At 67.3% G+C, this 22,051-nt stretch carries 25 protein-coding genes; 12 read left to right on the top strand and 13 right to left on the bottom strand.

All coding sequences use genetic code 11. The annotated features are described in order from the left end of the window. The first annotated feature begins 140 nt into the window (after positions 1-140). The gene (locus E6G92_13260) at positions 141-1,436 is read left to right on the top strand and encodes a sensor histidine kinase (protein ID TMJ17297.1); all 1,296 of its coding nucleotides are present in this window, start codon (positions 141-143) and stop codon (positions 1,434-1,436) included. Continuing rightward, positions 1,429-2,172 (top strand): response regulator transcription factor, encoded by a 744-nt coding sequence (locus E6G92_13265; protein TMJ17298.1) that lies wholly within the window; start codon positions 1,429-1,431, stop codon positions 2,170-2,172. The genes E6G92_13260 and E6G92_13265 overlap by 8 nt, the downstream gene beginning before the upstream one ends. Positions 2,173-2,181: 9 nt before the next feature. Here E6G92_13265 and E6G92_13270 read toward each other — a convergent pair whose 3' ends face one another. Beyond that, positions 2,182-2,403, bottom strand: coding sequence for a hypothetical protein (locus tag E6G92_13270; GenBank protein ID TMJ17299.1), 222 nt, complete (start codon positions 2,401-2,403; stop codon positions 2,182-2,184). A 464-nt stretch (positions 2,404-2,867) separates the two neighbouring features. Here E6G92_13270 and E6G92_13275 point away from each other — a divergent pair, with 464 nt between their 5' ends. Continuing rightward, positions 2,868-3,914 carry a cell wall hydrolase gene (locus E6G92_13275; protein TMJ17300.1) on the top strand — a complete coding sequence of 349 codons (1,047 nt, stop codon included), beginning with the start codon at positions 2,868-2,870 and terminating at the stop codon, positions 3,912-3,914. Here the strand turns inward: E6G92_13275 and E6G92_13280 are convergent. The 9 genes from E6G92_13280 to E6G92_13320 form a co-directional block, all read right to left on the bottom strand. Beyond that, the gene (locus E6G92_13280) at positions 3,911-4,981 is read right to left on the bottom strand and encodes a hypothetical protein (protein ID TMJ17301.1); all 1,071 of its coding nucleotides are present in this window, start codon (positions 4,979-4,981) and stop codon (positions 3,911-3,913) included. The genes E6G92_13275 and E6G92_13280 overlap by 4 nt on opposite strands. Before the next feature lie 10 nt (positions 4,982-4,991). Next, positions 4,992-6,062 carry a type III polyketide synthase gene (locus E6G92_13285; protein TMJ17302.1) on the bottom strand — a complete coding sequence of 357 codons (1,071 nt, stop codon included), beginning with the start codon at positions 6,060-6,062 and terminating at the stop codon, positions 4,992-4,994. Positions 6,063-6,242: 180 nt separating this feature from the next. Then, a complete protein-coding gene (locus tag E6G92_13290) occupies positions 6,243-7,958 on the bottom strand; it encodes a M56 family metallopeptidase (protein TMJ17303.1) in 1,716 nt (571 codons plus the stop codon). After that, positions 7,958-8,329: a BlaI/MecI/CopY family transcriptional regulator gene (locus E6G92_13295; GenBank protein TMJ17607.1), complete on the bottom strand. Its 372-nt coding sequence runs from the start codon at positions 8,327-8,329 to the stop codon at positions 7,958-7,960. The genes E6G92_13290 and E6G92_13295 overlap by 1 nt, the downstream gene beginning before the upstream one ends. Before the next feature lie 116 nt (positions 8,330-8,445). After that, positions 8,446-8,865, bottom strand: coding sequence for a DUF1801 domain-containing protein (locus E6G92_13300; protein ID TMJ17304.1), 420 nt, complete (start codon positions 8,863-8,865; stop codon positions 8,446-8,448). 12 nt (positions 8,866-8,877) lie between these two features. After that, positions 8,878-9,777 carry a hypothetical protein gene (locus tag E6G92_13305; protein TMJ17305.1) on the bottom strand — a complete coding sequence of 300 codons (900 nt, stop codon included), beginning with the start codon at positions 9,775-9,777 and terminating at the stop codon, positions 8,878-8,880. A 73-nt stretch (positions 9,778-9,850) separates the two neighbouring features. Further along, positions 9,851-10,606 (bottom strand): class I SAM-dependent methyltransferase, encoded by a 756-nt coding sequence (locus E6G92_13310; protein TMJ17306.1) that lies wholly within the window; start codon positions 10,604-10,606, stop codon positions 9,851-9,853. Positions 10,607-10,631: 25 nt separating this feature from the next. After that, entirely contained in the window at positions 10,632-12,185 is a 1,554-nt protein-coding gene (locus tag E6G92_13315) for an FAD-dependent oxidoreductase (GenBank protein TMJ17307.1), read from the bottom strand. After that, complete coding sequence (locus E6G92_13320; protein TMJ17308.1) at positions 12,182-12,667, bottom strand: hypothetical protein; 486 nt, start codon at positions 12,665-12,667, stop codon at positions 12,182-12,184. Before E6G92_13320 ends, E6G92_13315 begins: the two co-directional genes overlap by 4 nt. A 191-nt stretch (positions 12,668-12,858) precedes the next feature. Here E6G92_13320 and E6G92_13325 point away from each other — a divergent pair, with 191 nt between their 5' ends. Next, entirely contained in the window at positions 12,859-13,413 is a 555-nt protein-coding gene (locus tag E6G92_13325) for a hypothetical protein (GenBank protein ID TMJ17309.1), read from the top strand. Positions 13,414-13,422: 9 nt separating this feature from the next. On the opposite strand, the gene E6G92_13330 is transcribed toward E6G92_13325, so the two are convergent. Next, on the bottom strand, positions 13,423-14,004 hold the full coding sequence (locus tag E6G92_13330; protein ID TMJ17310.1) for a hypothetical protein: 582 nt from the start codon (positions 14,002-14,004) through the stop codon (positions 13,423-13,425). Between the two features lie 109 nt (positions 14,005-14,113). On the opposite strand from E6G92_13330, the gene E6G92_13335 reads away from it, so the two are divergent. The 4 genes from E6G92_13335 (at position 14,114) to E6G92_13350 (ending at position 16,168) form a co-directional block, all read left to right on the top strand. Continuing rightward, complete coding sequence (locus E6G92_13335; GenBank protein ID TMJ17311.1) at positions 14,114-14,614, top strand: ATP-binding protein; 501 nt, start codon at positions 14,114-14,116, stop codon at positions 14,612-14,614. Between the two features lie 45 nt (positions 14,615-14,659). Beyond that, on the top strand, positions 14,660-14,893 hold the full coding sequence (locus E6G92_13340; GenBank protein ID TMJ17608.1) for a hypothetical protein: 234 nt from the start codon (positions 14,660-14,662) through the stop codon (positions 14,891-14,893). Positions 14,894-14,965: 72 nt separating this feature from the next. Continuing rightward, the gene (locus tag E6G92_13345; GenBank protein ID TMJ17609.1) at positions 14,966-15,523 is read left to right on the top strand and encodes a c-type cytochrome; all 558 of its coding nucleotides are present in this window, start codon (positions 14,966-14,968) and stop codon (positions 15,521-15,523) included. Between the two features lie 66 nt (positions 15,524-15,589). Next, positions 15,590-16,168 (top strand): hypothetical protein, encoded by a 579-nt coding sequence (locus E6G92_13350; protein TMJ17312.1) that lies wholly within the window; start codon positions 15,590-15,592, stop codon positions 16,166-16,168. 19 nt (positions 16,169-16,187) lie between these two features. Here the strand turns inward: E6G92_13350 and E6G92_13355 are convergent, their stop codons facing one another. Further along, positions 16,188-16,604, bottom strand: a complete 417-nt coding sequence (locus tag E6G92_13355) for a DUF3597 domain-containing protein (GenBank protein ID TMJ17313.1) — start codon at positions 16,602-16,604, stop codon at positions 16,188-16,190. Between the two features lie 129 nt (positions 16,605-16,733). Between E6G92_13355 and E6G92_13360 the strand changes: the two genes are divergently transcribed. Together E6G92_13360 and E6G92_13365 are read left to right on the top strand one after the other, a co-directional pair. Continuing rightward, positions 16,734-17,006, top strand: a complete 273-nt coding sequence (locus tag E6G92_13360; protein TMJ17314.1) for a hypothetical protein — start codon at positions 16,734-16,736, stop codon at positions 17,004-17,006. Positions 17,007-18,018: 1,012 nt separating this feature from the next. Beyond that, positions 18,019-18,810, top strand: a complete 792-nt coding sequence (locus tag E6G92_13365) for a hypothetical protein (GenBank protein TMJ17315.1) — start codon at positions 18,019-18,021, stop codon at positions 18,808-18,810. Positions 18,811-19,038: 228 nt separating this feature from the next. On the opposite strand, the gene E6G92_13370 is transcribed toward E6G92_13365, so the two are convergent. Continuing rightward, the gene (locus E6G92_13370) at positions 19,039-19,404 is read right to left on the bottom strand and encodes a glycine zipper 2TM domain-containing protein (protein TMJ17316.1); all 366 of its coding nucleotides are present in this window, start codon (positions 19,402-19,404) and stop codon (positions 19,039-19,041) included. Positions 19,405-20,004: 600 nt separating this feature from the next. On the opposite strand from E6G92_13370, the gene E6G92_13375 reads away from it, so the two are divergent. Both E6G92_13375 and E6G92_13380 read left to right on the top strand, forming a co-directional pair. After that, on the top strand, positions 20,005-21,027 hold the full coding sequence (locus E6G92_13375; GenBank protein ID TMJ17317.1) for a hypothetical protein: 1,023 nt from the start codon (positions 20,005-20,007) through the stop codon (positions 21,025-21,027). After that, positions 21,027-21,758 (top strand): hypothetical protein, encoded by a 732-nt coding sequence (locus tag E6G92_13380; GenBank protein ID TMJ17318.1) that lies wholly within the window; start codon positions 21,027-21,029, stop codon positions 21,756-21,758. The genes E6G92_13375 and E6G92_13380 overlap by 1 nt, the downstream gene beginning before the upstream one ends. Positions 21,759-22,051 lie beyond the last annotated feature (293 nt).

Genomic DNA, 22,051 nt, shown 5'->3' on the forward strand with positions numbered 1-22,051 from the left:
AGGGCTACGTCGCAGCGTCGGTCACGATGCGTTTAGCATCGCTCCCTCCTCGCTCCTTGCCCTGACCCAAAATCCGCTCCGTCGCGGCCGTTGCGGGTACCGGGTGCGGGCCCTAAGGGGCGGATCGTGGGCAAAAGATCATGACCGGGGACAGGACGCTGGGGCCCGAGCCGCAGGATTCGCAAGCGCTTTTGGGCGAGCCCGATTCCTCGGGCTATCGCCGTCCGCTTCCCCATTTTTCGACCAACGCGCCCGGCGCTTCTGCGAACGACAGCGCGGACGAACGCTTTTGGGGCGCGGCTGCGTTAACAGGGGATATGGACCGTTCACTGACCAACGGCGAGACGCGCCGGCTGCCCGACCTCGGCATCGCGCTGAAATCGATCGCCGCTTTCTGGCTGCTTTATGTCGGCCTGATCACGGCGCGCGCGATCGTGCTTCAATATCCCGATTTCTGGGAGATGATGGCGCGCAGGACGATCGCCGCCTTGGTCGGCGTGGTGCTGACCTTCCTCGTCTATCTGGCGATGCGGCCCGTCGCGCACAGGAGCCTCAACGCCAAGGCGATTCTCGCCGCGATCCTCTGCCTGCCGGCCTCGATGCTGTTCTCGGCGTTCAACTATTACATCTTCTACGTCTACGCCCCGCTCGATGCGGCGAAGAGCGATTCGTCGATGCAGGGAATGTCGGCCTGGGAGATGCTCTGGCGATCGGTCGCCGAAGGGGCGCTGAGCTGGTATTTCATCTTCGCCGCCTGGGCCGCCTTCTACGTCGCGATGAGCCAGGCCAAGCAGCTGCGGGCGGCGGACCGACATTCGGCCATCCTCGCCCGCGAGGCGCAGGAGGCCCAGCTCCGCGCGCTGCGCTATCAGATCAATCCGCACTTCCTGTTCAACACCCTCAATTCCCTCTCCTCCCTCATCCTCTCCAAGCGCACCGACACCGCGGAGCGGATGCTGATGAACCTTTCCACCTTCTTCCGCGCCACGCTCTCCGCCGATCCCACCGCCGACGTCAGCCTCGACGAGGAGATCAGGCTTCAGCGGCTCTATCTGGACATCGAGCAGATCCGCTTTCCGGACCGGCTGAGCGTCGAGGTCGACGTGCCCGATGCCCTCTTGACCGCCCGCGTGCCCGTGCTGATCCTGCAGCCGGTGGTGGAGAATGCAGTCAAATATGGAGTCGCGAAATCGAGGAAGCCGGTGACCGTCCGGATCGCCGCCTATGAGGAGGCGGGGCGCCTCCACATCAAGGTCAAGGACGATGGCGATGCCGCCACCGCGGGCGAGGACAACGGCTCGACCGGAGTCGGCCTCAGGAACGTCTGCGACCGGCTGACCACCCGCTACGGCCCGCGCTCGGGCTGCCTTGCCGGACCCGACCCGGACGGCGGCTATACGGTCCACCTCTACATGCCCGCGGTGAAGGATGACTGAGCCGGCGCCGCTTCGAGTGATGGTGGTCGACGACGAGCCGCTGGCGGTCGAGCGGCTCCAACTGCTGCTTGCCCGCTGCGAAGGCGTTTCGCTGGTAGGCACGGCCAATGACGGCGAGGGCGCGCTGAGGATCGCCGAGGCGGTCACGCCCGACGTCGTCCTGCTCGACATCGCCATGCCCGGCATGGACGGCATCGACGTCGCCCGGGCGCTTTCCGAATCGGACGTCGATCCGGCGGTCGTCTTCGTCACCGCCTTCGACAATTTCGCGGTCGCGGCGTTCGACGTCGCGGCGATCGACTATCTGATGAAGCCGGTCGATCCCGAGCGGCTGGAACGCGCGATCGAGCGGGTCCGCGGGCACCTCGCCGGCGGCCGCGAGCGCGGGGGCAAACCCGGCTCCGCCCATGTCGAGGAATTCTGGGTTCCCGATCATACGGGCCTGGTGCGAATCTCCGCGTCGGATATTCACCGGGTCACCGCCGAACGCGACTACATGCGCCTCCACGTCGGATCGCGCTCCTGGCTCATCCACCGGACCATCGCCAAGCTCGAGCAGGATCTCGATCCGGCCATGTTCATCCGCGTCCACCGCTCGGTGATCCTCAGGCGCGACACGATCACCGGCCTCTACCGCGACGATGCCGGCCACTGGACCGCCCGTCTCTCGGACGGAGGCGAGCAGCGCATCGGCCGCTCCTATGTCGACGACGTGAAGAAGTTCGCGGGCCGCTGAGGCCCGCCTTCAGTAGCCGTCGCGGATCCGGCGGAAGATCCGGACGCCCGAATAGACGAAGCATCCCATCGCGCCGAGCAGCGCGGCCAGAGCCATGAGATGATATTGGGCGCGTTCCGCCGAAACGCCGTCTTTGACGAAGGGCGCCAGATCGCCGCGCAGCTCCAGCGAATGGCTGAGAGACATCAGGCCGAACCCGACCGCCAAAAGGAATATGGTCTTGAAATTCATGGCCCCCGCTCCCGCCTCTGACCGGCCCCGCATAGCATGAGGCGGGTAAACGAGAGGTGAGGCCGAAATAGAGGGAGGCGGCGATGGGGTCATCGCCGCCTCCCTGGTGAGCGTTGCCGCCTTGGTGGGCTCAGTTGGCGGCGCGGCTCACGTTCAGTATCTTTCGAGTCTCTTGTTGACCGGCGGCGCGCCGGTCCGGGCTGAGTGTTGCGGCCCGTCCGGCTGGCGGGGGACCATGTCCGTACGGGCCGCTGAGCCCCATTTCGCGCAACCGGGGCCCGATCGCTCTTCCCTTTCGACGACGATGCACGCTCCTTCGGCAAATTCCCGCATTGTTCGACGAAACGCACGCACCGCTCGACCAAGCCTCGCCGGCGGGTGCCGAGCAGGGTGCAAGTAACCCTTCTTCCACCTGTGTCCCCTATTGGGACGAGCGGAAATCCGTGGCGGCGCGGCTCGCGCGAATGGACTATCGGACTTCGCCACGAGCCTCGTTCCGGGCAGGGAAAGCGGGCATGGTGTCTGGCGTTTTCGAGTTTCTACGCAGGTTGAGGAGGCAGGGGCTCGCAGCGTGGGCGCCGCTGGCGCTGTTGATTCCCGCCGCCTCCTGCGTGCCCGTCGGCATCGCCTCCGCGCCGCTTCCCGAGCTCAGCCCGTCCGAGATCGCCGCCTTCACCCCGCCGCCCCCGGCCGCCACCGTCGCGGTGCCGGCCGCGACTCCAGGCCTCACCTTCCTGGTCGGCAATCTTGCCTTCGCCGCCAACGCCGCCATCCCCGTCTTCAGCGGACCAAATCCCGCCGCGGGCGCCTATGTCTTCGCCGCCCGCACGCCGCTCGACCGGATGCGTTCGCTCGATTGCCTCGCCCAGGCGGTCTATTACGAGGCGCGTTCCGAGGGCGAGGCCGGAGAGCGCGCGGTCGCCCAGGTGGTGCTCAACCGTGTCCGCCACCCTGCTTGGCCGGACAGCGTCTGCGGAGTCGTCTATCAGGGGCCGATGCGGACCGGCGGTGGCTGCCAGTTCACCTTCACCTGCGACGGCTCGCTCGCCGTGCGCCCCTACGGCCCGGGGTGGGACGAAGCGCGGCGGATCGCGGCCGAGGCGCTCGGCGGCCGCACCTTCGATCCGGTCGGCCTCGCCACCCATTACCACACCAGCGCCGTCTTCCCGGCCTGGGCGCCGCGGCTGGTGAAGATCGCCGCGATCGGCGCGCACAATTTCTATCGCCTGCCCGGGCTCGCCGGAGCGCCGGGCGCCTTCGCCGAAGCCTATGCCGGCAACGAGCCCCTCCCCCGCCCGTCAATGACCCTGTTCGCTCGCCCCGCGACGGCCGCGGCGCCGAGTTTCGCGGCGGCGGCGATCGTTCCGGCCGCGCCGGCGGCGCCGGTCTCGGACATCGCCCCGGATCCGCGCTGGGCGCCGAGCAACCTCCCTTCGTCGACGGTGCGCGAGGAGCATGCCCAATCCGGCCAGTGGCGCGACGACGCGCCGGCCGCGATCACCGGCCGCTAGACGCCGATCCTGGTCAATCGCGCCGCTGCCCGGGCGAGGCCCGGCAGGCCCGCCAGCCCGATCATCGCCGCCCGTCCGGGCGGGCGTGCGGCCATCTTGCGCAGAGCCTCCGCGACGCCGACCGGCCGGGCCGCGCGGCGCGCGAAGTCGCGCTGGAAATCTTCCGCGCCGATTGCCTCCAGGCGGGCGCGGGCGGCGGCGACCCCGCTCGCCAGCGCGATGGCGATTCCGTCCCCGGCAAGACTGGCGATCACCGCCGCCTGGTCCCCCAGCCGATAGCAATCCGAAAAGGTGTCGAAGGCGCGCCAGCCATAGGGCACGCCGGCGATCGCCTCCCATTGCCCGGGAATCGCGCCGCCCAGTCTTTCGCCGAGCAAGGGGCAATCCGAGATCAAGGCGGCGACGCGTTCCTCCGGGCGCCCCGCCATTCGCTCCCGGACCACGGTGAGGCACAGGTTCACCATCCCGTCCTCCTGTAGCAGCAGCCCGGCATAGCCCGTGTCGTAAAGGTGCAGCTCGATCGTCCCGGCCAGCGCCGCTTCGGCCGCGAGCGACGGGGCGAAGGCGGCGCGCAGACCGACCGAAACTGGCCTGTCGCCGATTCCCCGGGCGGCGCCGCGTAGATCGTGCTTTCCGGTGGCGAGGAAGATCGCCTCGGCCGCGATCGTCTCTCCGCCGTCGAGGCGCACCCTGCGGCGCTCGACAAGGCGGGCGGTCCGGCCGCGAAGCACCGTCGCGCCCGCCTCTCCCGCGAGCCTCAGCATCGCTTCGTCCAGGCATTTGCGGGACAGCCCCGCGGCCGCCCTCGGCAACGCCGCCTCGACCGTGCGCCTGCCCGCCACCAGCCGCAGGCGATGGATCGGGCGAGCCCCCAGCCTTTCCGCGTCGAGCCCGAGGCGCTTCAGGCCCGCAAGCGCGTCCCAGCCGAGGAAGCCTCCGCAGACGATGTCGCGCGGGCCGGAGGAGCGCTCGATCAGCACCGGCGTCGCTCCGGCCCGAGCCAAAGTGATCGCGGCGGCCGCGCCCGCCGGTCCTCCGCCGACGATCAGCGCGGAAGCGTGCCGCACCGGCGGAGGATCAGGCGGCGCGTTCGAAATGGAAGCCCTCCGCGGCAAGGCCGGGCCCGAAGGCGAGAGCGACGCCCTTGCGCACGTCCGGCCGCCCGGCGAGCTCGGACAGGACGAACATCAGGGTCGAGGAGGACATGTTGCCGTAGCGGGCGAGAATGTCGCGCGAGGCGAACAGCGCGCCCTGCGGCAGCTCGAGCCCCTTCTCGACGGCGTCGAGGATCGAACGGCCGCCGGCATGGACCGCCCAGCTGTCGATCTCGTCCGCCCCCCAGCCGTTGAACAGGGTGGCTCGGACGTCCTCGCGGTCGAGCGCGTGCTGGATCCTGGCGGGCACCTCGCCCGACAAGGTCATCTCGAACCCGGTGTCGCCGATATGCCACTGGATCAGCTCGGCGGAATCCTCGAGCTGCATCGAGAAGAGATGGCTCATCTCGAACCCGGCGGGATCGGAGGTCACCAGCGCGGCCGCCGCGCCGTCGCTGAACTGGAGCATGGCGAGCAATTGCTCGAGCTGCTGGGTCTGCTGCAGATGGAGCGAGCAGAGCTCGACGGTGACCGTCAGCACCCGAGCAGCGGGATCGGAACGGACGATGTGGAACGCGGTGCGCAACGCGCAAACGGCGGCGTAGCAGCCCATGAAGCCGACCAGGGTGCGCTCGACGTTTTCGAGGCCAAGGCGGCGCGCGATGATCTGGTCGATGCCGGGCGCGACGAAGCCCGTGCAGCTGGCGACGACGAGATGGGTGATACCTTCGAGCGCGACCTTCTCGCGCAGCTGCTCGATCGCCCGCAGCGCCAGCTCCGGCGCCTCCCTGGCGTAACACTGCATCCGCGTCGACGTGGCAGGCATAGCACCATGGTAGAAGCCGCCCGGCTGGTCGTGCGGAAGGCCGCCCGGCGCCGGCTCCAGCACCGACCAGCGATGCTCGATCCCCGATCGCTCGGCCATGCGCAGGAACAGCTTGCGCAGCCGCGGATCCTCGACCTGGCCCTGGGCCCAGTCGATGAACAGCTTGTGCACGTCGTACTCCGGGACGACGCCGGCAACGGCGTTCACATAGGCGCGCCTCGAATCCACACGGCTTCCTTTCCAGCCAGCGCCCCCGGCTATCCCCAAGGGCTAGCCCCGCCCCGTCATCCTGGCAATACAGGACATTACGGGTTGACGATGATGGCAAGAAAAAAGCGGGCGGCCGATGCCGCCCGCAAAGTCGAACGGCGCGGCGTCGCCGTTCAACCGCTGGATCGAGCCGGCGGCTCAGTCCGTATTGTCGCCCCGGCGCATGCGCTCGGCGGACTCGCGCATCTCGCGTGCGCCGTCGCGCATGCCGCGCGCGCCCTCCTCCATGCCTTCGGCCGCGTCGATCAATTCCTCATGGGTGACATGATGGCCGCGCCGGGCCTCGCGGGCGATGACCTGCTCGCGATAGGAGCGGTCGCGAAAGCGCGCCGCCTCCTGCTCCATCCGCCGGGCGCCCGATTCCATCCCGGCCGCGCCGCTCTCCACCCCGGCCGCGCCGCGCGCCATGGAAAGAGCGATCGTGTGCGGGACGGCCGCGACCGCGGCCTGCGCCTCGCGCATCGCCGCGGCGATCTCGACGCGGTTGACGCGTGCGGCCTGGGCGTGAGCCTGGGCGACCGCTCTGCGCACCTCGCGGGACAGCCGCTCGCTGTCCTCGCGGGACATGTTGTGCAGCTCCGCCTGCGCGTCGCGCATCGCATCTTGGACGGCTTCCTCGACCTCTTCCGGATCGATCGCTCCGGCCGCGGAGGTCGCCTCGGCGACGATCGCCGGGATCTGGGGAAGCACCTCGGCCAGGGCCTGCCGAACGATCGGCCCGACGTCCGGCACCTCGACGAGCGGCATCGGAGGCGTGGGCGCCTGTGGAGCCTCGGGCGCCGCAGGCGCTCCCGGCGCGGCGGGAGGCGGCGGGACATCCGGCACGGCCGCGGGGGCCGCCGGCGGCTGAGGCGCGGCCGGGGGCTGCGCGGCCTGGACCAGCTGCATCGCGGCCACGGGCGCCGCGATTCCGATGCACATGACCGCTGCGATCGCCGTCCAGGGCGAACCGGCGGGACGCTCGCGCAGCCGCCGGTCGAGGATCGCCTGGACCCGGCGGGCGAGCGCGCTGCCCGAAGGTGCGATGCTGTTGGCGGGGATCATGCCGCCGTTGGCCTGCGCCCAGCTCAGCAGGGTGCGGGCGTAGGCCGTCGGCTCGACGCACTCGGCGGCGGCGCAATCGGCGGCTTCCTCCGCCTGCTGCACGACCTCGCGCTCGAGCAGCCACACAAGCGGGTTGAACCAGAACAGGGTGGCCGCGAGCCGGGTCAGCATCAGCGCCGGCCAGTCCCGCCGGGCGATGTGCGCCATTTCATGGGCCAGGATCGCGTCGGCCTCCTCGGGCTGATCGAGCGTGTCGGGATCGATCAGGATCACCGGGCGGCGCCAGCCCCAGCTCAACGGCGAGGGGACCGTGTCCGAGACCAGCAGGCGGATCGTTTCAGGATCGGATGCCGACCAGCGCGCGCGATCGAACGCTGCCTGCCATTCGGGGCAGTCGACGGCGCGGCCCGCGCGGGTCCAGCGGCCGAGCATGAACAGGCCCGCGCCCAGCCGCGCGCCGGCCATCAGCAGCCCGCCCAGATAGGCGAGGAAGACGAGCGGCGTGGGATCGTCCCAGATGGTCGGCGGCGCGGGGGCGAGGGTCGAGTTTGCGGGGATCGCATAATGCAGATCCGGCGTGGCAAGCGCGTAAGCGGGCATCGCCGGCTGGGGCGCGGCCCAGGCGACGATCTGGAGCGACGGCAAGGCCAGAGCGATGAACGGGAGCAGCAGCAGCATTCCGACGCCGAGCCTCAGGACCAGCGCCCGATCGGACGCGGCGCGGGAGCGAAGCACATAAGCGAGGGAGAGCGCGGCGCCGCTGATCAGCGCCGATTTCCACGCCATTTCGCCGAAGAAGGATACGTCCATCACCCACGCTCCTCTGCATCGCGGATCGCCTGCACAAGCGCTTCCGCTTCGTCCGCCGACAGGCTCTTGGTCAGGCCGAGCAACGCCGTCGCGGCGTTCGCGGCCGAGCCGTCGAAAAAGGTCCTCACCATCTGCTTGAGCGCCGACTCGCGCACCTTCGAGGGCTGCGGCACGCTCGAATAGACATAGGTCTGGTCGGCGACGCTATGGCGCACCAGCCCGCGGCCCTCGAGCCGGGCGAGCAGCGTGCGCACCGCCGAATAGGAAGGCGGGTCCTTCATTGCCGCGCGAAGCTCGGCGGCGGTCGCCTGGCCGGCGCTGCACAGTAGCTCGAACAGCTCGCGTTCACGCCGGGGAAGAGAATCGATCATCATGCTTTTTCACCTGCTACCGGTGTAGCATGCCACAATTGTAGCATGATGCAAGTGCGTTTCGTCCCGCGCCTTCTTCGTTTCGTCTCCGCAAGATGAAGCGCGGGTGAACTGCCCTATCGCGGATAGCGGGAGTCCATTCGGGCCAGCGCCCCGCACACGAGCGCTTCGAGGACGGCCATGTCCACATCCGCCAGCTTCTTGATATAGAGGCAGGCCTTGCCTCTCCTGTGCTTGCCGAGGCGCGCGAGAAGCCCGGCCTCCCTTTCCCTGCCGCCCAGCACGTAGAGCACCAGTTCGGCCTTGCGCGGCGAGAAGCCGATCCGGCACATCGTCCCCTCATGGCCGCTGTCATATCTGTAATGATAGCGGCCGAAGCCTACGATACTCGGCCCCCACATCGCCGCGGGCTCGCCCGACAGCCGCTCCATCAGCGCGCGGACCTTCTTGCCGTCCTCGCGGCGCACGGGATCGGGAACGGCGTCGAGGAACGAGTCGACGCTCACCCCGGTGGCCTTCGTTTTTATCTCCGCCACGTGCTCGCCCCTCTACTGGCTTGGCTCCACGCCGCTCGCCATCGGGATCGCCACCCCGCTTTCCGCGCCGCTGCAGATTTCGGCGAGCGGGATGATCGCCTTGGTCTCGTAGACCTCGCTTTCCGGGTCGACGCGCATCTTGACGAGCACCCGAACGAAGGGATCGGCGCAGCTGGCCTGGATCTCGAAATAGCGATCGTCCACGTCGTGCGGCTCGAGCCGGAGCGGCGACCACATGAAGAGCGGCCTCACCGCGCTCCGCGGGATGTTCTGATCGCCCGTCCGGCCCCTGATACGGGCGAGGTCGCGATCGATGCACGCGTCGATCTGGGCGACGTCCCGATCGTGCGCTCCCCCGAGCCCGTTGCGCCGGTCATAGGGAATTCGGGTGACCACCGGCTCGAGCAGCATCTCCTCCGGCGCGCCCGGATTTCGCGCCACGCGGTCTGGCCGCGCCGGCCGGAACAAGGCGAGCGCGATGCATTTCATCTCGACCCGCCTGGCGCCGTTGTTCGTCACCAGCACCCGGATGCCGAGAAGGACGTTTCGCCCCGGCCCGGCCCGCGCACCGCCGGGCCGCGACAGGAGCGCGCGCGCGGCATCGACCGTGAACGTGATGCTCGGCTTGTCCTTCCGCTCGAGAAAGTAGACTCCGACGGCGATGAACAACGCCATCACGGTGGCCACTCCGGCGATGCCCTGGGCGACGCTCGACAGGCCCTGATTCTTCGGATCGAGGGCCATTCCCGCCCACAGCAGCACGGCAGTCATGAACGCCGCGGCGAAGAACCAGCGCAGCATGACCGAAGCCGTGGCGTCGGGCGCGATGGCGATGCACAAAGCGACGAATAATATGACGGCCAGAACGAAGTAGAGATGCCGCCTCCAGAATTCCGCGTCACGGCCCGGCATAGACTGTTCCCCCCCGCTGTCGCGGCGAGACTAACAAAACATGCGGGATCGATCCACGGCGACTTGGCGGGCGCTACCGCGCCGGCCGCCGGAAGCGATAGACGATTCGGTCGGTATGGCCGCGGATCGAAGGATCGAAGACGAGCTTGGTGTGATCGTCCTGCGGGTTGCGAAGCACGTTCGATTCGCCGTCGAAGACAAAGCCCGCGCGCTCGAAATCGGCGCGGATCGTCGCGGGATCGATTCGGTGGGTGGCGTTGACCTCCTCGCGCGTGTCGCGGCCGGGATTGGCGACATGGTCGATGACCAGCATCGTCCCGCCCGGCTTGAGCGAGTTGAAGACGGTGCGCAGGAAGCCCGGCGGATCCATCCGCGGGAAATGGAAGCGGTCGCTCTGCCAATAAGTGTCGTGATAATTGAGGTTGATCATCACGAAATCGAACGCGCGCTCCGGCAGGCCGAGCGCGTCGGCGGGGGCGGCGAACCAGCTGACGTTCGGCGCGCGCTGGTGGATCGCGCCGAGCGCGGCCCGCGACTGATCGTTGAGGAAATTGGCGGGCTCCCAGGCGAGCACGCTGCCCGCCGGCCCGATCGCCCCGCCCATGATCTCGGCGAAATAGCCGCTCCCGGTGAACAGATCGAGCGCTCGGTCGCCGCGCTTCAAGCCGCCGAAGCGCAGCACCTCGGCGGGGCGGCGGCCTTCGTCGAGAGCGCGCGCCTCGGCGGGCCGGTCGGGGGCGGCAACGGCGGCGGTGACGTCGGCCGGCGCCGCGTGGGCGGCCAGCGGCATGGCGGCAAGGGCGGCGGCAATCAGGCAGCGCTTCAGCATCTCTCTTCCCCTTTCAAATCGCTCCTCAGGCGGCGCGGGCCGCGGCCTGCTCCGTCAGCACCCGCATGGCGGCGTGCGCCGAAAGCGCCGCGCCTTCCTGCCAGAAAGGCACATAGCTCAAATGCTCGCCGGCGAAGACGATCGGCCCTTCCGGGCGAAGCATCTCCGCATAGCGCGAGTCGCGCGGGCCGCCGTTCCAGGCCGGGTCGCTCGGCCCGACCCCTTCGGACCAGGGCGTGAGGCCCCAGGCGACGGTGACGCCCCGAGTCAGCAGGCCCGACTTGCCGGGATGCATCCGCTCGACCACCGAGCGGCAGACGGCGAACCTTTCCTCGTGACTCATCGCGTTGAAGGCGGGGAGGTGATCGCCGGTCCAGCCCGCGCAATAGGCCGCGACCAGCACCCCCTTTTCCGAATGGAAACGGCTCGATGGGTAAAGCAGATTTTCGTTCGGCTGGTCGGTCCAGCCGATGCCGCCGTAAATCCCTTCCTCTTCCCAGAAGCGCGGGCTTTCGAACCCGACCTTGACGCTGGGCAGATAGGGCACGGCGCGGATCGCGGCTTTCTTGGCCACTGAGAAATCGTTCGGGATCCGCTCGAGCAGGTTCAGGCCGAGCGTGCAGATGCAATAATCGGCGTCGGTCGCTCCGGCGCGATGCTCGATCCGCACCCCTTCGCCGCGGCGGCGGATGGCCGTGACCGGCGTGTTGAGGCGCACGGCGGGCCGCACCTGCTCGTAAAGCGCGTAAGCGATCCGGTCCATGCCGCCCACAGGCTGGAGCATCGGGGTCTGCTGGTCGAAAAGCTCCTCGAAGACGAGCGGAAGGCCCGCGGCACGGTTGCCCATCAATTCCGTCAGCGTGAGAGGCGGGAGCGGACGGCCGGTCTGGCCGTAGGCGCCGGGCTCCTCGGCCCAGCCCGACCGGCCTTGCGGCTCGTAGGCGCCGCTCCGCGCAAGCTCTCCGTAGAAGCCGAGGAACTGGCGCATCGCCTCCTTCTCGCCGCCGCGCAGCTCCCCGTCGAGCGCGCCGCGGTCGATCGCCTTGGCGAGCAGCTCCGATATGCGTCCGCGCGTATCGTTGATCATCTGGCGGTCGCTGAACACCCTCCCGCCGAAATCCCACTTTGCCGAACGGTTGGAGTTGACCATCACCTCGAGCGGGACATTGAGGCGCCGGGCATAGCCGAGGATCGTGTGATGCTGCGACGGCAGCCGCGCCGCTCCGGCGTTGAGATAGAGCCCGTCGGAAAACTCGCAAATCTGGTCGGCCCGTCCGGTCTGGACGACGCGATCGCCGCCGCGGACGCTCCAGACGCGGCCGCCGATCCGGTCGCGCGCCTCAAGCACCGTCACGTCCCAGCCCGCCTCGCGCAGCTCGTAGGCCGAGACCAGGCCGGATATCCCGGCCCCGAGAATCACCACCTTGCGGCCGCGTCCGCTGCCGGGCGGCAGCCCGAACGGCTCGGCCGAGGCGGGAGGCGCGTTGAGCAGGCCCAGCGCCTCCATTCCCAGATAGGCCGCGGAATAGCCGCCGACCGCGCCGAGCCGCTCGAGGAACATTCGCCGGGTGAACGTCATCGGCCCGCCTCCGCCGCGGTGGCTTCGATCTCTACCAGCCAGCCGGGATCGACCAGGGCGCCGACCTGCATGGTCGAACGGGCGGGCCGGTTGGGCTGGGCGGCGGTTCCGAAAAATTCGCGATAGGCGCTCATCATGCCGGCGAAGTCCATCCGCGCCTGGCCCGGAGGCGCGACGAGGAAGACGCGCATCATCACCACGTCGCCGAGGCCGAGATGGTGGGCGGCAAGCTCCGCCTCGATCTTGCGCAGGATCGAGCGGGTCTGCGTGGCGGTGTCGCCAAAGCGCTGCACCGAGCCGGCGGGTGCGGCGGGATCGACCGCGTCCGGAACGGTGCCGCTGACGTAGACGAGTCGCGTCGGCACGGGCACTGCGACCGAAGAGGAGATCGGAGCGTCGGCCGCCCCTCGCCGCTCGACCGGCTGTGCGGACGACATCGTCGCCAGGCCGGCCATGGTGACTGCAAGCACGACGTGTCGCATCGACCGGTTCCCCCCGTTATCGCGAAACAACATTAGCGCGGATTTCGCCGCCCGTCATGGAGCGAATCGGCGAAGGCGGGAGACGCTTCGACGAACGGCCTCGATGGATCGGCGCCACCGCCAGCGAGGCGCAGGATAAAGCCCGCTTGTCAGACCGGCGCGAGTGAATAAGCTGTCGTGCGGAGGCGCAGATGACTGCGTTCGAATTCGTCTTCTCGCTGTTCGGCCTGTTGCTCGGGCTCAGCCTCGCCGAGGTGCTGGGAGGGCTGGCGCGGACTCTGAAGCAAAGGCGGCTGGTGCGGCTCGGCTGGCTGACGCCGCTGCTTGGGCTGCTGGTCATGCTCGACCTGACTTCCTCATGGGCGCTGGCCTATCCGCTGAGGGACGCGGTCCCGGCCAATTTCCTGACGCTGGTGATCGGCCTGTTCGTCACCGGGCTCTACTTCCTCGCCGCGACCCTGGTCTTTCCCGACGACGCCTCGAAATGGGCCGACCTCGACGATTATTATTTCGAGCACAAAAGGCAGGTGCTGGGCGGCATGCTGGCCTCGCGAATGCTGGCGCGCGCGGCCCAGTTCGGGCTCGGCTCCGCGGGATGGATCTACTTCCCGGCCTTCGCGGCCTTCGTCGTCCTCGCCATCGCCCTGATGTTCGCTAAAGGCAGGCGGCTCAACCTCGCGATCCTGCTGCTGTTCCTCTCGCTCTATCCCCTGTTCGCGGCGCTCGGGCCGGTGCTGAACCTTTAGGGTCCGTACCTAGGGCCGGCGCGGCGGGCCGGAGCCTCGCGGAGGGCCGAGGAGGTCCTTGTCTTCGCTCCGGCGGAAGAGGCCGCGGAGGAACAGCAGGACCAGTAGCCCCATCGGCACGAGCACCCAGATCGGCAGGCCGGAGTCGCTCAGCCAGCCCGGCAGCGACAAGTCTTCCAGCCATGCGCCCGGATCGAAGCTCGGCGCCCGAGCCGGCTCGGGCGTCGCACGGGGCTTGTCCGGCGGGACCGGGATCACGGACTGCGCCGAGGCCACCGCTCTTTGCGCGAGCCGTTGCGCGACTGCGGCGGCCAGCGCCGCATCCGAATCCCCGGCGCAGCCGACGATATCGGAAAGCATCGCCGAAGGCGGGCGGCCGCTCTCGAGGGGAGGCAAGGCGCCGGTCGGCCAGCGCGGCATGAAGCGGCCGGCCGCGCAGCCGCAGGTCGATTCGCTTGCCTCGGCCGAAATGCCCTCGGCACCGCCCAATTCGGCGACGCATGCGGCCAGCGCCCGGTCCCGATATTGCGCCCGCCGGGGATCGAGGTCCTCGGGCGCCGGCTTCTGGGCAAGCGCCGGCGCAGCGGCCATCAATGCGACCGAAATTGCGAAGGCGGATCGAGCCATCATCCGCGCAGCCTAGCAAGCGGCGGGGCGGGGCGCCATTGTTCGTCTCTGCCCACGCGGATAAGGGCGGGACATGGCGGGCACGCTCCATCTGCTGTGCGGGAAGATCGCGGCGGGCAAGTCGACGCTTTGCGCCCGGCTGGCCGTCGCGCCCGGGACGGTGGCGATCGGCCAGGACCGCTGGCTCAAGACCCTGTTCGGCGACGAGCTGAAGGAGGTCGCCGACTATGTCCGGATCGCGCCCAGGCTCAACGCGGCGCTGGGCCCCCACGTGACCGAGCTGCTCAAGGCCGGCCTCGACGTCGTGCTTGATTTCCCGGCCAACACCAGGGCGACGCGCGCCTTCTGGCGGGACGCCGGGGAGTCGGCGGGCGCGCGCGTGCTGCTCCATTTCATCGACCTTCCCGATGACGTCTGCCGCGATCGGCTGCGGCGGCGCAACGCCGAGGGCGGGCACGAATTCGCGGCGAGCGACGCGCAGTTCGACCGGATCACCGCCTATTTCCAGCCGCCGGAGGAGGACGAAGGCTTGACCGTCGTCCGCGCCGGAACGGCAACGACCGGGGAAGGTTGAAGAGCGATGGACGACCGCAAGCGCGCGATGAGGGAGTTCCGGCGGATGATCGGCTGGATCGCGCTGGCCGCGATCCTGATGGTCGCCGGGGCGCTGTGGTATCTTTCGCTCTACGAGCCGCTCAGGCTGCACATGGTCGTGGCGACCGTGCTCGGCGTGTTCTTCTCGGTGCTGCTCGGCTGCGGCCTGTTCGCAGCCGCTTTCTTCAGCGACAAGAGCGGCCACGACGCAAAGGTCGGCGACGCCACGCGCGGCGAGCGGGACGAGGAAGCGCCCTGATCGCACCCTGTTGATCCCCGCCGGAACGCGGATAATATGGTCCGGGTTTCGATGGGAATGGGGGTATTTCTCATGGGCTTCCACACACGATCATTGACCTTGCTCGCGCTCGCCGCCGCAGGCCTTGGCGGCTGCCAAAGGGGCGAGGCGGAGAACCGCTCCGCCGCCGCGAACGCCGCCGCGCCCGTCGCCACGGCGGCGGCGGATCCCGTCGCCAGGGGACGATACCTCACGACGGTGATGGGCTGCGTCGACTGTCACAACACAGGCTCGTTCGGGCCGCACCCGGAACAGGGGCACCTGCAGGGCGGGACGATCGGCTTCGAGATGCCGGGCATGGGCGTCTTCTATCCGCCCAACCTCACGCCGCATCCGGAGGCGGGGATCGGCCGCTGGAGCGAGGCCGAGATCGTCACGGCGCTTCGCACCGGACGCCGGCCCGACGGCCGCGTGCTCGCCCCGATCATGCCGTGGAACAACTACCGCATCCTCGACGATGCCGACGCGACGGCGATCGCCGCCTACCTCAAGTCGCTGCCGCCGTCGGACCACAGGGTGCCCGGGCCGAGCAGGGTCGAGAATGCGCCGCAGCCCTATCTGACGGTCCATCCGCCGGCCTCCGGAGGCTGACCTCCGGCCGCCCTTCCTTGCCAGGCGTCGCGCGGCGCGCCTATGCCGTGGCGAGGGAGGGCGACCATGAGCATCTTCGAGTTCGTCTTCTCGCTGTTCGGGCTGGTGCTGGGCCTCAGCCTCGCCGAGGTGCTCGCCGGCTTCGCCCGGACTGTGCAGGCGCGGGCGAGGATCCGGATGGGCTGGCTGACTCCGCTGCTCGGCCTGCTTCTGATCATCGACCTCGTCTCCTTCTGGACCGGCGCGTGGCGCGAGCGCGACGCGCTGAGGATCGCGCTCGATCCATTGCTGTTCGCGACCCTGATCGCCGGCATCTATTATGTCGCGGCGAGCCTGGTCTTCCCTTCGGACCACGACGAATGGCCCGATCTCGACGACTATTTCATGGCCCAGAAGAAGATCGTCGTGATCGCGGTGATGGGCTGCAACCTGCTGGTCATCGCCGGCATCGTCCTTCTCCACGGCGGCGCGGCGATGACCGCCGGGCGCTGGGCGGGCTACGCCTTGTTCACCGCGACCGCGCTGCTGCTGATCCTCACCCGGAGCAAGCGCCTCAGCCTCGTTTTGCTCTGCGCGATGGTCTCCTATTACTGGCTGGTCCCGCAGCTCGGCGCGCTGATCGACGGCGGCGCGGCCGCCGGCTGAGGGCCGCGCCCCGCCAAGGTCAGTCCTTCATCGTGGCGGGGACGCGTCCGCCATTCTTTTCCAGCTCCTCCATCACCCGGCGGTGGAGCCAGATGTTCATCTCCGCGCTGCCGTTCTTCTCGCCGGAATAGCCGAGCTCGGTGGCCAGCGCCTTGCGGTTGTCGAGGCTCGAATCGAGATCGAGCAGCTTCATCAGATCGACGATCGAGCTTCGCCAGTTGAGATCGGGGCCGCCCTTGGATTGTTCGATGTCTCGTAGCACCGCCTCGACGTCGACCGGCTGGGCTTGGGCCGCGGCGGCGCCTAGCCCGGGTCCGGGCACGGGCGCCGCGGCCGGCTGGCCCATTTGCGGCAGGGCCTGGCCCTGCGCCACGCTCTGCTGGACCTGCGCCGCACGGCCGAAGATCGCGTTCTTGATCGCGCTGAAAATGCTCATCCACTTGCTCCTGCTGAAAGGGGGTGCGGGAAGAATGGACGGTGGGCCGATAGGTTGCGCGAGCGCGAACGGCCGCGGGGCGCCTGTCGCCTGTAGCTTTCGTGCCAGCCGGAATGGTAGGATGAGGGCGTGCTGGAGCTGCTCGCGATCCTTGCCGGCGTGGCCGTCTTTCCGCTCGGCCTCGGGCTGATGTGGATGAGGCTTGAGCCCGCGCCGGCCGAGCCGGGCCGCCAATTGCTCGATACCGGCCCCGCCGAGCCCTGCTGGACCGAGGAAGTCGGGCGCGATGGGGCGCTGAGCCTGAGGCGCGGGGAGTGCGTCCACGACATGCTGATCGAACTGGATGCGCGTGCGGCGCGGGGGGATTTTCCGGTGAAGGAGCTGAACGAGACCCGCTGCTGAGCGGAGGCCGCCCTGACGGAAGAGGAGCGAGGGGCGCGCCGATGATCCATCAGCGCGATCCGTCCCGACCGGCAAAATAAGTTGAGGAAGTTGAGGCTTGCCAAGAGCCCTCCCCGGCCTCGGCCCCGCCGCCGGCGCGGCTTTCCGGTCCCTCAGGCGAGGGCGGGTGACGGCGGAGGTGTGCCGTCTCTCGCCGTGAAGGGGCTACGCCACGCGACCATTGTCGCGCGCCGTCGATCGGGCTCCGCGGTGCGGACCGGTCGGCCGAGCGGGTGCCGTCTGCACTCACTGCGCTGCGCGCTGTTCGAGCGCGATCCCCGCCGGAAGTTTCGAAAGGTTCCAAGTTTCCGCTTCCCTGGGGCAAAGAAAAGCCGAACCTTTCGGCAAGGCGCGGGTTCGTCGCGAGGAGGCGGACCATCCTCCAGCGGCGGCGGGCGCCGAGATAGGCGGCGGTGCAGGCGGCGTCGAACGAGGCGGCGTCAGGCCGGCGGCGAAGCTTGGCCGCGCCCTGCACGGTCATGCCGACGGCGCGGGCGGCCTTTCCGGCATGCCCGGTCTCCGCGAGCGCGGCGACGTAACGACGCTGCCGCTCGGGAGTCCAGCCGTCGCTGCGGTAGCGGAGGGGGACGGGGGTGAAATCGGGAACGGTCCTTCGAGACGCGGCTTCGGCTGCGCTCAGCCGCTCCTCAGGATGAGCGGAATCGGGAGTAGCGTTGGGCGGGAAGTCGGCCGCATCGGCGGATGAGGCGTCGGGGCGAGTCGGTGCGCTGGGTGCTCATTTATGAGGGTAGAACAAAGGATTTCCTACACTGCAAGCCCTTTTTGTTCTTTTTTGGTTCGCGCTCTGCAGCAAATGAGCCGGACTTCTTCACCTGGGAAAAATTGTGGCAGCAATACGAAGAGTGGAGAACAAGAGCCGCCGGAGAGCGCTAAATCCACACCCTCTAGTTGGCCGATGGACTCGGCTTCAAATATTGGCGAAGATGCGCTTCGAGCGATCGGAGGGGCAGCCATGACCTTGGTGCTTTCACCAGTCACCGCATTCAACAATCTGCTGGACATGGATCGCAAGGTCGCGCTTCCGCTGGTCGCGGGGCTGGCCGTCCTGGCGACCGCCGCGATCGCGACGACTTGGGGCGTCGACCTTCCGACGATGGGCCTCATGGGCCTCTATCTGGCCGCGCTTGGCGTGATCCTGATCGTCGTCGCCAATGCGGTGCGGGACCCGAGGATGGGAAAGGCGCTGGGCTGGTTCGTCACGGTGTTGATCATGGCCATCGTCAGTTGCTTCTTCGTCTCGGCCGTCTTCCGCCGGCAAGGTGTCATCAATCCAACGTACTGCCTCGTGCGCTTCTGGGAGCCCTGCCCCGACGCGGAAGCGGGGGTCGTCCGCCGCAACGCGGAGGCGATCGAGACCAGCCTGGTCCAGGAGCGGGGGTCGGGCCCAGTCCTACCGCCCCCGCCGCCGGTGCAGGCCCCCGGGGACGTGCAAAACGCGTTCACGTTCGACATCAGCGCCTATGACGTCGTCATCCAGTTCGCCGGCCTGCTGACACGGGAAACGATCACCCAGCTTAACAGCGGCCTGCGAGCCCGGGGATGGGACATGCAGAGCGCAAGCGGAGAGAGAATCGCGGCGGCGCAGGGCCTGAACGAAGTCCGCTATGCGAGCCCCGGAGACCGCGTGGCGGCGGAGGCGCTTGCAAGCACCATCAACGAGGCGCGCGTCACCGCCTCCCCCGTCCAGGCCAGGCCGAACCCGAGCATTCGCCCCGGCACGCTGGAGGTGTGGATTTCCAATTGATCGCGAGCTCTGGCGGGCGGGACCGGGTGGCGGTGGTCCTTCGGCCCCGGCCTGCGCGGGGGCAGGCAGGCTCAGGATGAGCGAGCATCTTCCTGCGGGCCGCGCCGCCGGCGCGGCGCTGAGGACCAGGATATTGTGTCCCTACGGCGAGGGGGCGCGTCGCCGGCATTTCCGTGTCCCGGAAATCCCGGTTGCCCCCCCCGGAAGTCGCAGCGCGACGTCGCGCCGTTACTGGCAGCGAACCTCGCCGCGCTCGATCGCCGAGCCGATCGCGGCGCCGGCGGCGGCGCCGAGCAGGGTGCCGATCGTGTTCGAGCCGCGCGGCGCAATGGCGTTGCCGAGCAGTGCGCCGACCCCGGCGCCGACGACCAGGCCGACCGTGCCGTCGCGGCGGCGGCAATAATAGGTCCCGTTCGAGCCGCGGTAGATGTAGTCGTCGCGGCTGAGCGCATAGGGCTCGTACTGGCCGGCGGTATAGTAGCGGTCATAATAGCCGTCGTAGCGGCCCCAGGGGTCGCCGGCGCCGGCATAGGTGGCGCAGCCGGCCGAGAGCGAAGCGGCGGCGGCGAGCGCGGCCATGGGGATGATGCGCATGAGGGGTTCCTTCCTTCCAAGGGGGGCGGGAGGATAAATGTTTGAAGGGGGTTATGGTTGCCCCTGCGGAGCGGGGCGGGAGCGGGATTTGGGCAGCAGGCAGATCGGGTTCACGCCCTTCGACTGCCTTGCAGGCGCTCAGGATAAACTCGGCCTGCGGCCAAGGCGCAAAGGCGCGAAGAGCTTGAAGGCGCGAAGGCGCGAAGGCGCGAAGAGCTTGAAGCCGGATCGGCCGGCGTCCACATGGATGACCCCTGGGAGCGACAGTCAGGAAGTAGGCCCGCTTGCCGACCGTATGCCGCGAAAGCGGAGTACCCGGTTTGTCGCGAGGCGGCGGGCTGAAAACTCCTTTTGGGACCCGCGCCGCCGGCGAGGCGCCGAGAACCACCTCCTGCATCGCCTTTCTGGTGCGGCGGGCGGCGCGCTGAGGATCAGGATCGAGGACGAGGATCCGGAGGCGGCGCGTTTGATTTGGGATTTGGCAAACTGTCACCGTGACAAAACTGGGTGTCGCGTCCCCGGAGCTGTCGGACTTCTGTTGCAGGGAGAGTAGCGCTCATAACTTCTTTGCGAAGGCCGCGAGTCTGCTAAGGCCGCATCATGGATCTCGTGGACATCAAGGGATGGACAACAGACGAGCTGTTTTCGCCCTATCCTGAGGGTTCACGCGACAAATATGCGCTCATCGCACCGGAGACTGGCTGTCCTCCGGAGATCATTCCCGGTCATCGCTATCTGATGAAATTTTCCAATCAGCGATATCCAGTGCAGTTTTGGTCTGAACTGATCGCAACGAGGGTCGGCCAACACATCGGCGTTCCGACTCCTCCAGCATTCATTGCGGTCGATGCAGATTCTGAACAACCGGGCTCGCTTATCGAATGGTTCTATGGTCCACGGCTGGAGGCGCAGCAAGGGCAGAAGAAACGGCCGGGTTTTAGCTTTGCGGGGGCTTTTCGCGGAATTTTTGGGCCATCGGAAGAGGAGGAGGTCCCAAAGACGCACAGCCTTTACGTTCCGGGCAGCAACTACATGACTCGCGTCATCCCGGAATACGATCTGAAAGCTGGTACACAGCATAACATGTCCACCGTGGGGACTTGGATACAAGTTCTAGGGAAGCTTAGCGGTCAAGATTTCTGGCCCTACTGGGCAAAGATGATACTTTTTGATGCGCTGATCGGAAATACGGATCGCCATCAAGATAATTGGGGGGTTCTTTGGCGATCGGACGATGAGGGCAACCCTGTCCCGCGATTTGCACCCGCCTTCGACAATGGAACCTCATTGGCACATGAAATCATGGAAAAAAACTTATCGAAATTCTCTGATCCAGATCAAATTGATAGGTACGTCCAGAAGGGGCGACATCATATGAAGTGGCATAGCAACGATACACGCCAAATGCTTCACTTTGAGCTGGTGCAGAAGATGATAACGTTAAGATCGAGACTGGCCGATCACATTCGTAGCTCGCTTGAACTAGATTTTGACCCGCTTTTTGATGAGATCATGCGATTATCAGGCGTCAATGCACCGGTGGCACTCCGAGAGGAGCGAGCGGACGTAATTTGCAAGATGATTTCAAGGCGAGTGCAGATTTTCAGAGAGATAATTGTCTGATGTTTCGAATTGAAAACATAATTGAGCCTAGTCGCTTACGGCTGATTTGGCAGTCAGGAAGCGAGGCTGACCGAACGAAGTATCATGTCGCCGACCTGGTCCGAGCCGGATTCTCGTACGCACTCTATTACAGGACCATGAGTCCGGATTTTGTTGACGCCTTACGAGCGGGATTCCGCGGCCACCCGGCATTCGACGTTCGGACAGCTGTTCACCATCACAATGTCCTCGAAATTTTTATGAAGAGGCTACCACCGAGGAATCGATCTGATTTCTGGCTTTTTCTAGAAAAGAACGGGCTTACAGGAAATGCGGCGATTTCAGACTTCTCTCTGCTTGGTTATTCAGGTGCACGTCTACCAGGCGACGGTTTTTGCTTGGAAATAGATTTCGCTTTGGAGCGTCCGCCGTTCCAATATTTCTGTGAGATTTCTGGCTTCAGGTACTACCAGGGAATGCAAATGGACATGGAAGGTCTCCGTGCCCAGTCAGTTTTTCTGTTGCCTGAACCGTCAAATCCGAAGGACCCAAATGCGATCCAAATTTTTGTTGAGGGAGTGAAGATCGGTTACATTCCTCGATCGCAAGCGCCGCTTTTCAACACGTGGCTCAAGAATGCTTCCGTACACGCGTGGGTCAGCCGAATTGAGGGCGCCCCGGCGAAGCCGTTGGTCTTTCTATTCGTAAGGATTGCATCGACTCAGATGCATTTCCCGGCGCTAACGAGTTAAAAATGCTCCCCTGACGACGAACGGTCTCTCGCCCTACTCCGCCGCCTCGCGCTCCCGCTTTGAGGCTCGCGCCTTGGCCTTGGCGAAATTCATCGCCGGCCCTGACTTCACCCGCTCTGACTTGGCGAGCGTCTCCTTGAGATACTGCCCGGTGTAATTGCGCGGCTCCTTCGCCACGTCCCCCGGCGTCCCCTCGGCGTCCCTCGGCGTCCCCTTCGACGACGCTCAGGGCAGGCTTCAACCCCGGCCTGCGCCGCGGCAGGCAGGCTCTGGATGGTCGGAAGTAACAATTT

It is taken from the genome of Alphaproteobacteria bacterium (assembly GCA_005883305.1).
In the GTDB taxonomy this organism is placed as follows: domain Bacteria; phylum Pseudomonadota; class Alphaproteobacteria; order Sphingomonadales; family Sphingomonadaceae; genus Allosphingosinicella.

Bases quoted from the DNA above. Each gene is read 5' to 3' on its own strand.
- E6G92_13260 (TMJ17297.1), top strand. From the start codon at position 141: ATGACCGGGGACAGGACGCTGGGGCCCGAGCCGCAGGATTCGCAAGCG.
- E6G92_13265 (TMJ17298.1), top strand. From the start codon at position 1,429: ATGACTGAGCCGGCGCCGCTTCGAGTGATGGTGGTCGACGACGAGCCG.
- E6G92_13270 (TMJ17299.1), bottom strand. From the start codon at position 2,403: ATGAATTTCAAGACCATATTCCTTTTGGCGGTCGGGTTCGGCCTGATG.
- E6G92_13275 (TMJ17300.1), top strand. From the start codon at position 2,868: ATGGACTATCGGACTTCGCCACGAGCCTCGTTCCGGGCAGGGAAAGCG.
- E6G92_13290 (TMJ17303.1), bottom strand. From the start codon at position 7,958: ATGGACGTATCCTTCTTCGGCGAAATGGCGTGGAAATCGGCGCTGATC.
- E6G92_13295 (TMJ17607.1), bottom strand. From the start codon at position 8,329: ATGATCGATTCTCTTCCCCGGCGTGAACGCGAGCTGTTCGAGCTACTG.
- E6G92_13305 (TMJ17305.1), bottom strand. From the start codon at position 9,777: ATGCCGGGCCGTGACGCGGAATTCTGGAGGCGGCATCTCTACTTCGTT.
- E6G92_13310 (TMJ17306.1), bottom strand. From the start codon at position 10,606: ATGCTGAAGCGCTGCCTGATTGCCGCCGCCCTTGCCGCCATGCCGCTG.
- E6G92_13315 (TMJ17307.1), bottom strand. From the start codon at position 12,185: ATGACGTTCACCCGGCGAATGTTCCTCGAGCGGCTCGGCGCGGTCGGC.
- E6G92_13320 (TMJ17308.1), bottom strand. From the start codon at position 12,667: ATGCGACACGTCGTGCTTGCAGTCACCATGGCCGGCCTGGCGACGATG.
- E6G92_13325 (TMJ17309.1), top strand. From the start codon at position 12,859: ATGACTGCGTTCGAATTCGTCTTCTCGCTGTTCGGCCTGTTGCTCGGG.
- E6G92_13330 (TMJ17310.1), bottom strand. From the start codon at position 14,004: ATGGCCGCTGCGCCGGCGCTTGCCCAGAAGCCGGCGCCCGAGGACCTC.
- E6G92_13335 (TMJ17311.1), top strand. From the start codon at position 14,114: ATGGCGGGCACGCTCCATCTGCTGTGCGGGAAGATCGCGGCGGGCAAG.
- E6G92_13340 (TMJ17608.1), top strand. From the start codon at position 14,660: ATGATCGGCTGGATCGCGCTGGCCGCGATCCTGATGGTCGCCGGGGCG.
- E6G92_13345 (TMJ17609.1), top strand. From the start codon at position 14,966: ATGGGCTTCCACACACGATCATTGACCTTGCTCGCGCTCGCCGCCGCA.
- E6G92_13350 (TMJ17312.1), top strand. From the start codon at position 15,590: ATGAGCATCTTCGAGTTCGTCTTCTCGCTGTTCGGGCTGGTGCTGGGC.
- E6G92_13355 (TMJ17313.1), bottom strand. From the start codon at position 16,604: ATGAGCATTTTCAGCGCGATCAAGAACGCGATCTTCGGCCGTGCGGCG.
- E6G92_13365 (TMJ17315.1), top strand. From the start codon at position 18,019: ATGACCTTGGTGCTTTCACCAGTCACCGCATTCAACAATCTGCTGGAC.
- E6G92_13370 (TMJ17316.1), bottom strand. From the start codon at position 19,404: ATGCGCATCATCCCCATGGCCGCGCTCGCCGCCGCCGCTTCGCTCTCG.
- E6G92_13375 (TMJ17317.1), top strand. From the start codon at position 20,005: ATGGATCTCGTGGACATCAAGGGATGGACAACAGACGAGCTGTTTTCG.
- E6G92_13380 (TMJ17318.1), top strand. From the start codon at position 21,027: ATGTTTCGAATTGAAAACATAATTGAGCCTAGTCGCTTACGGCTGATT.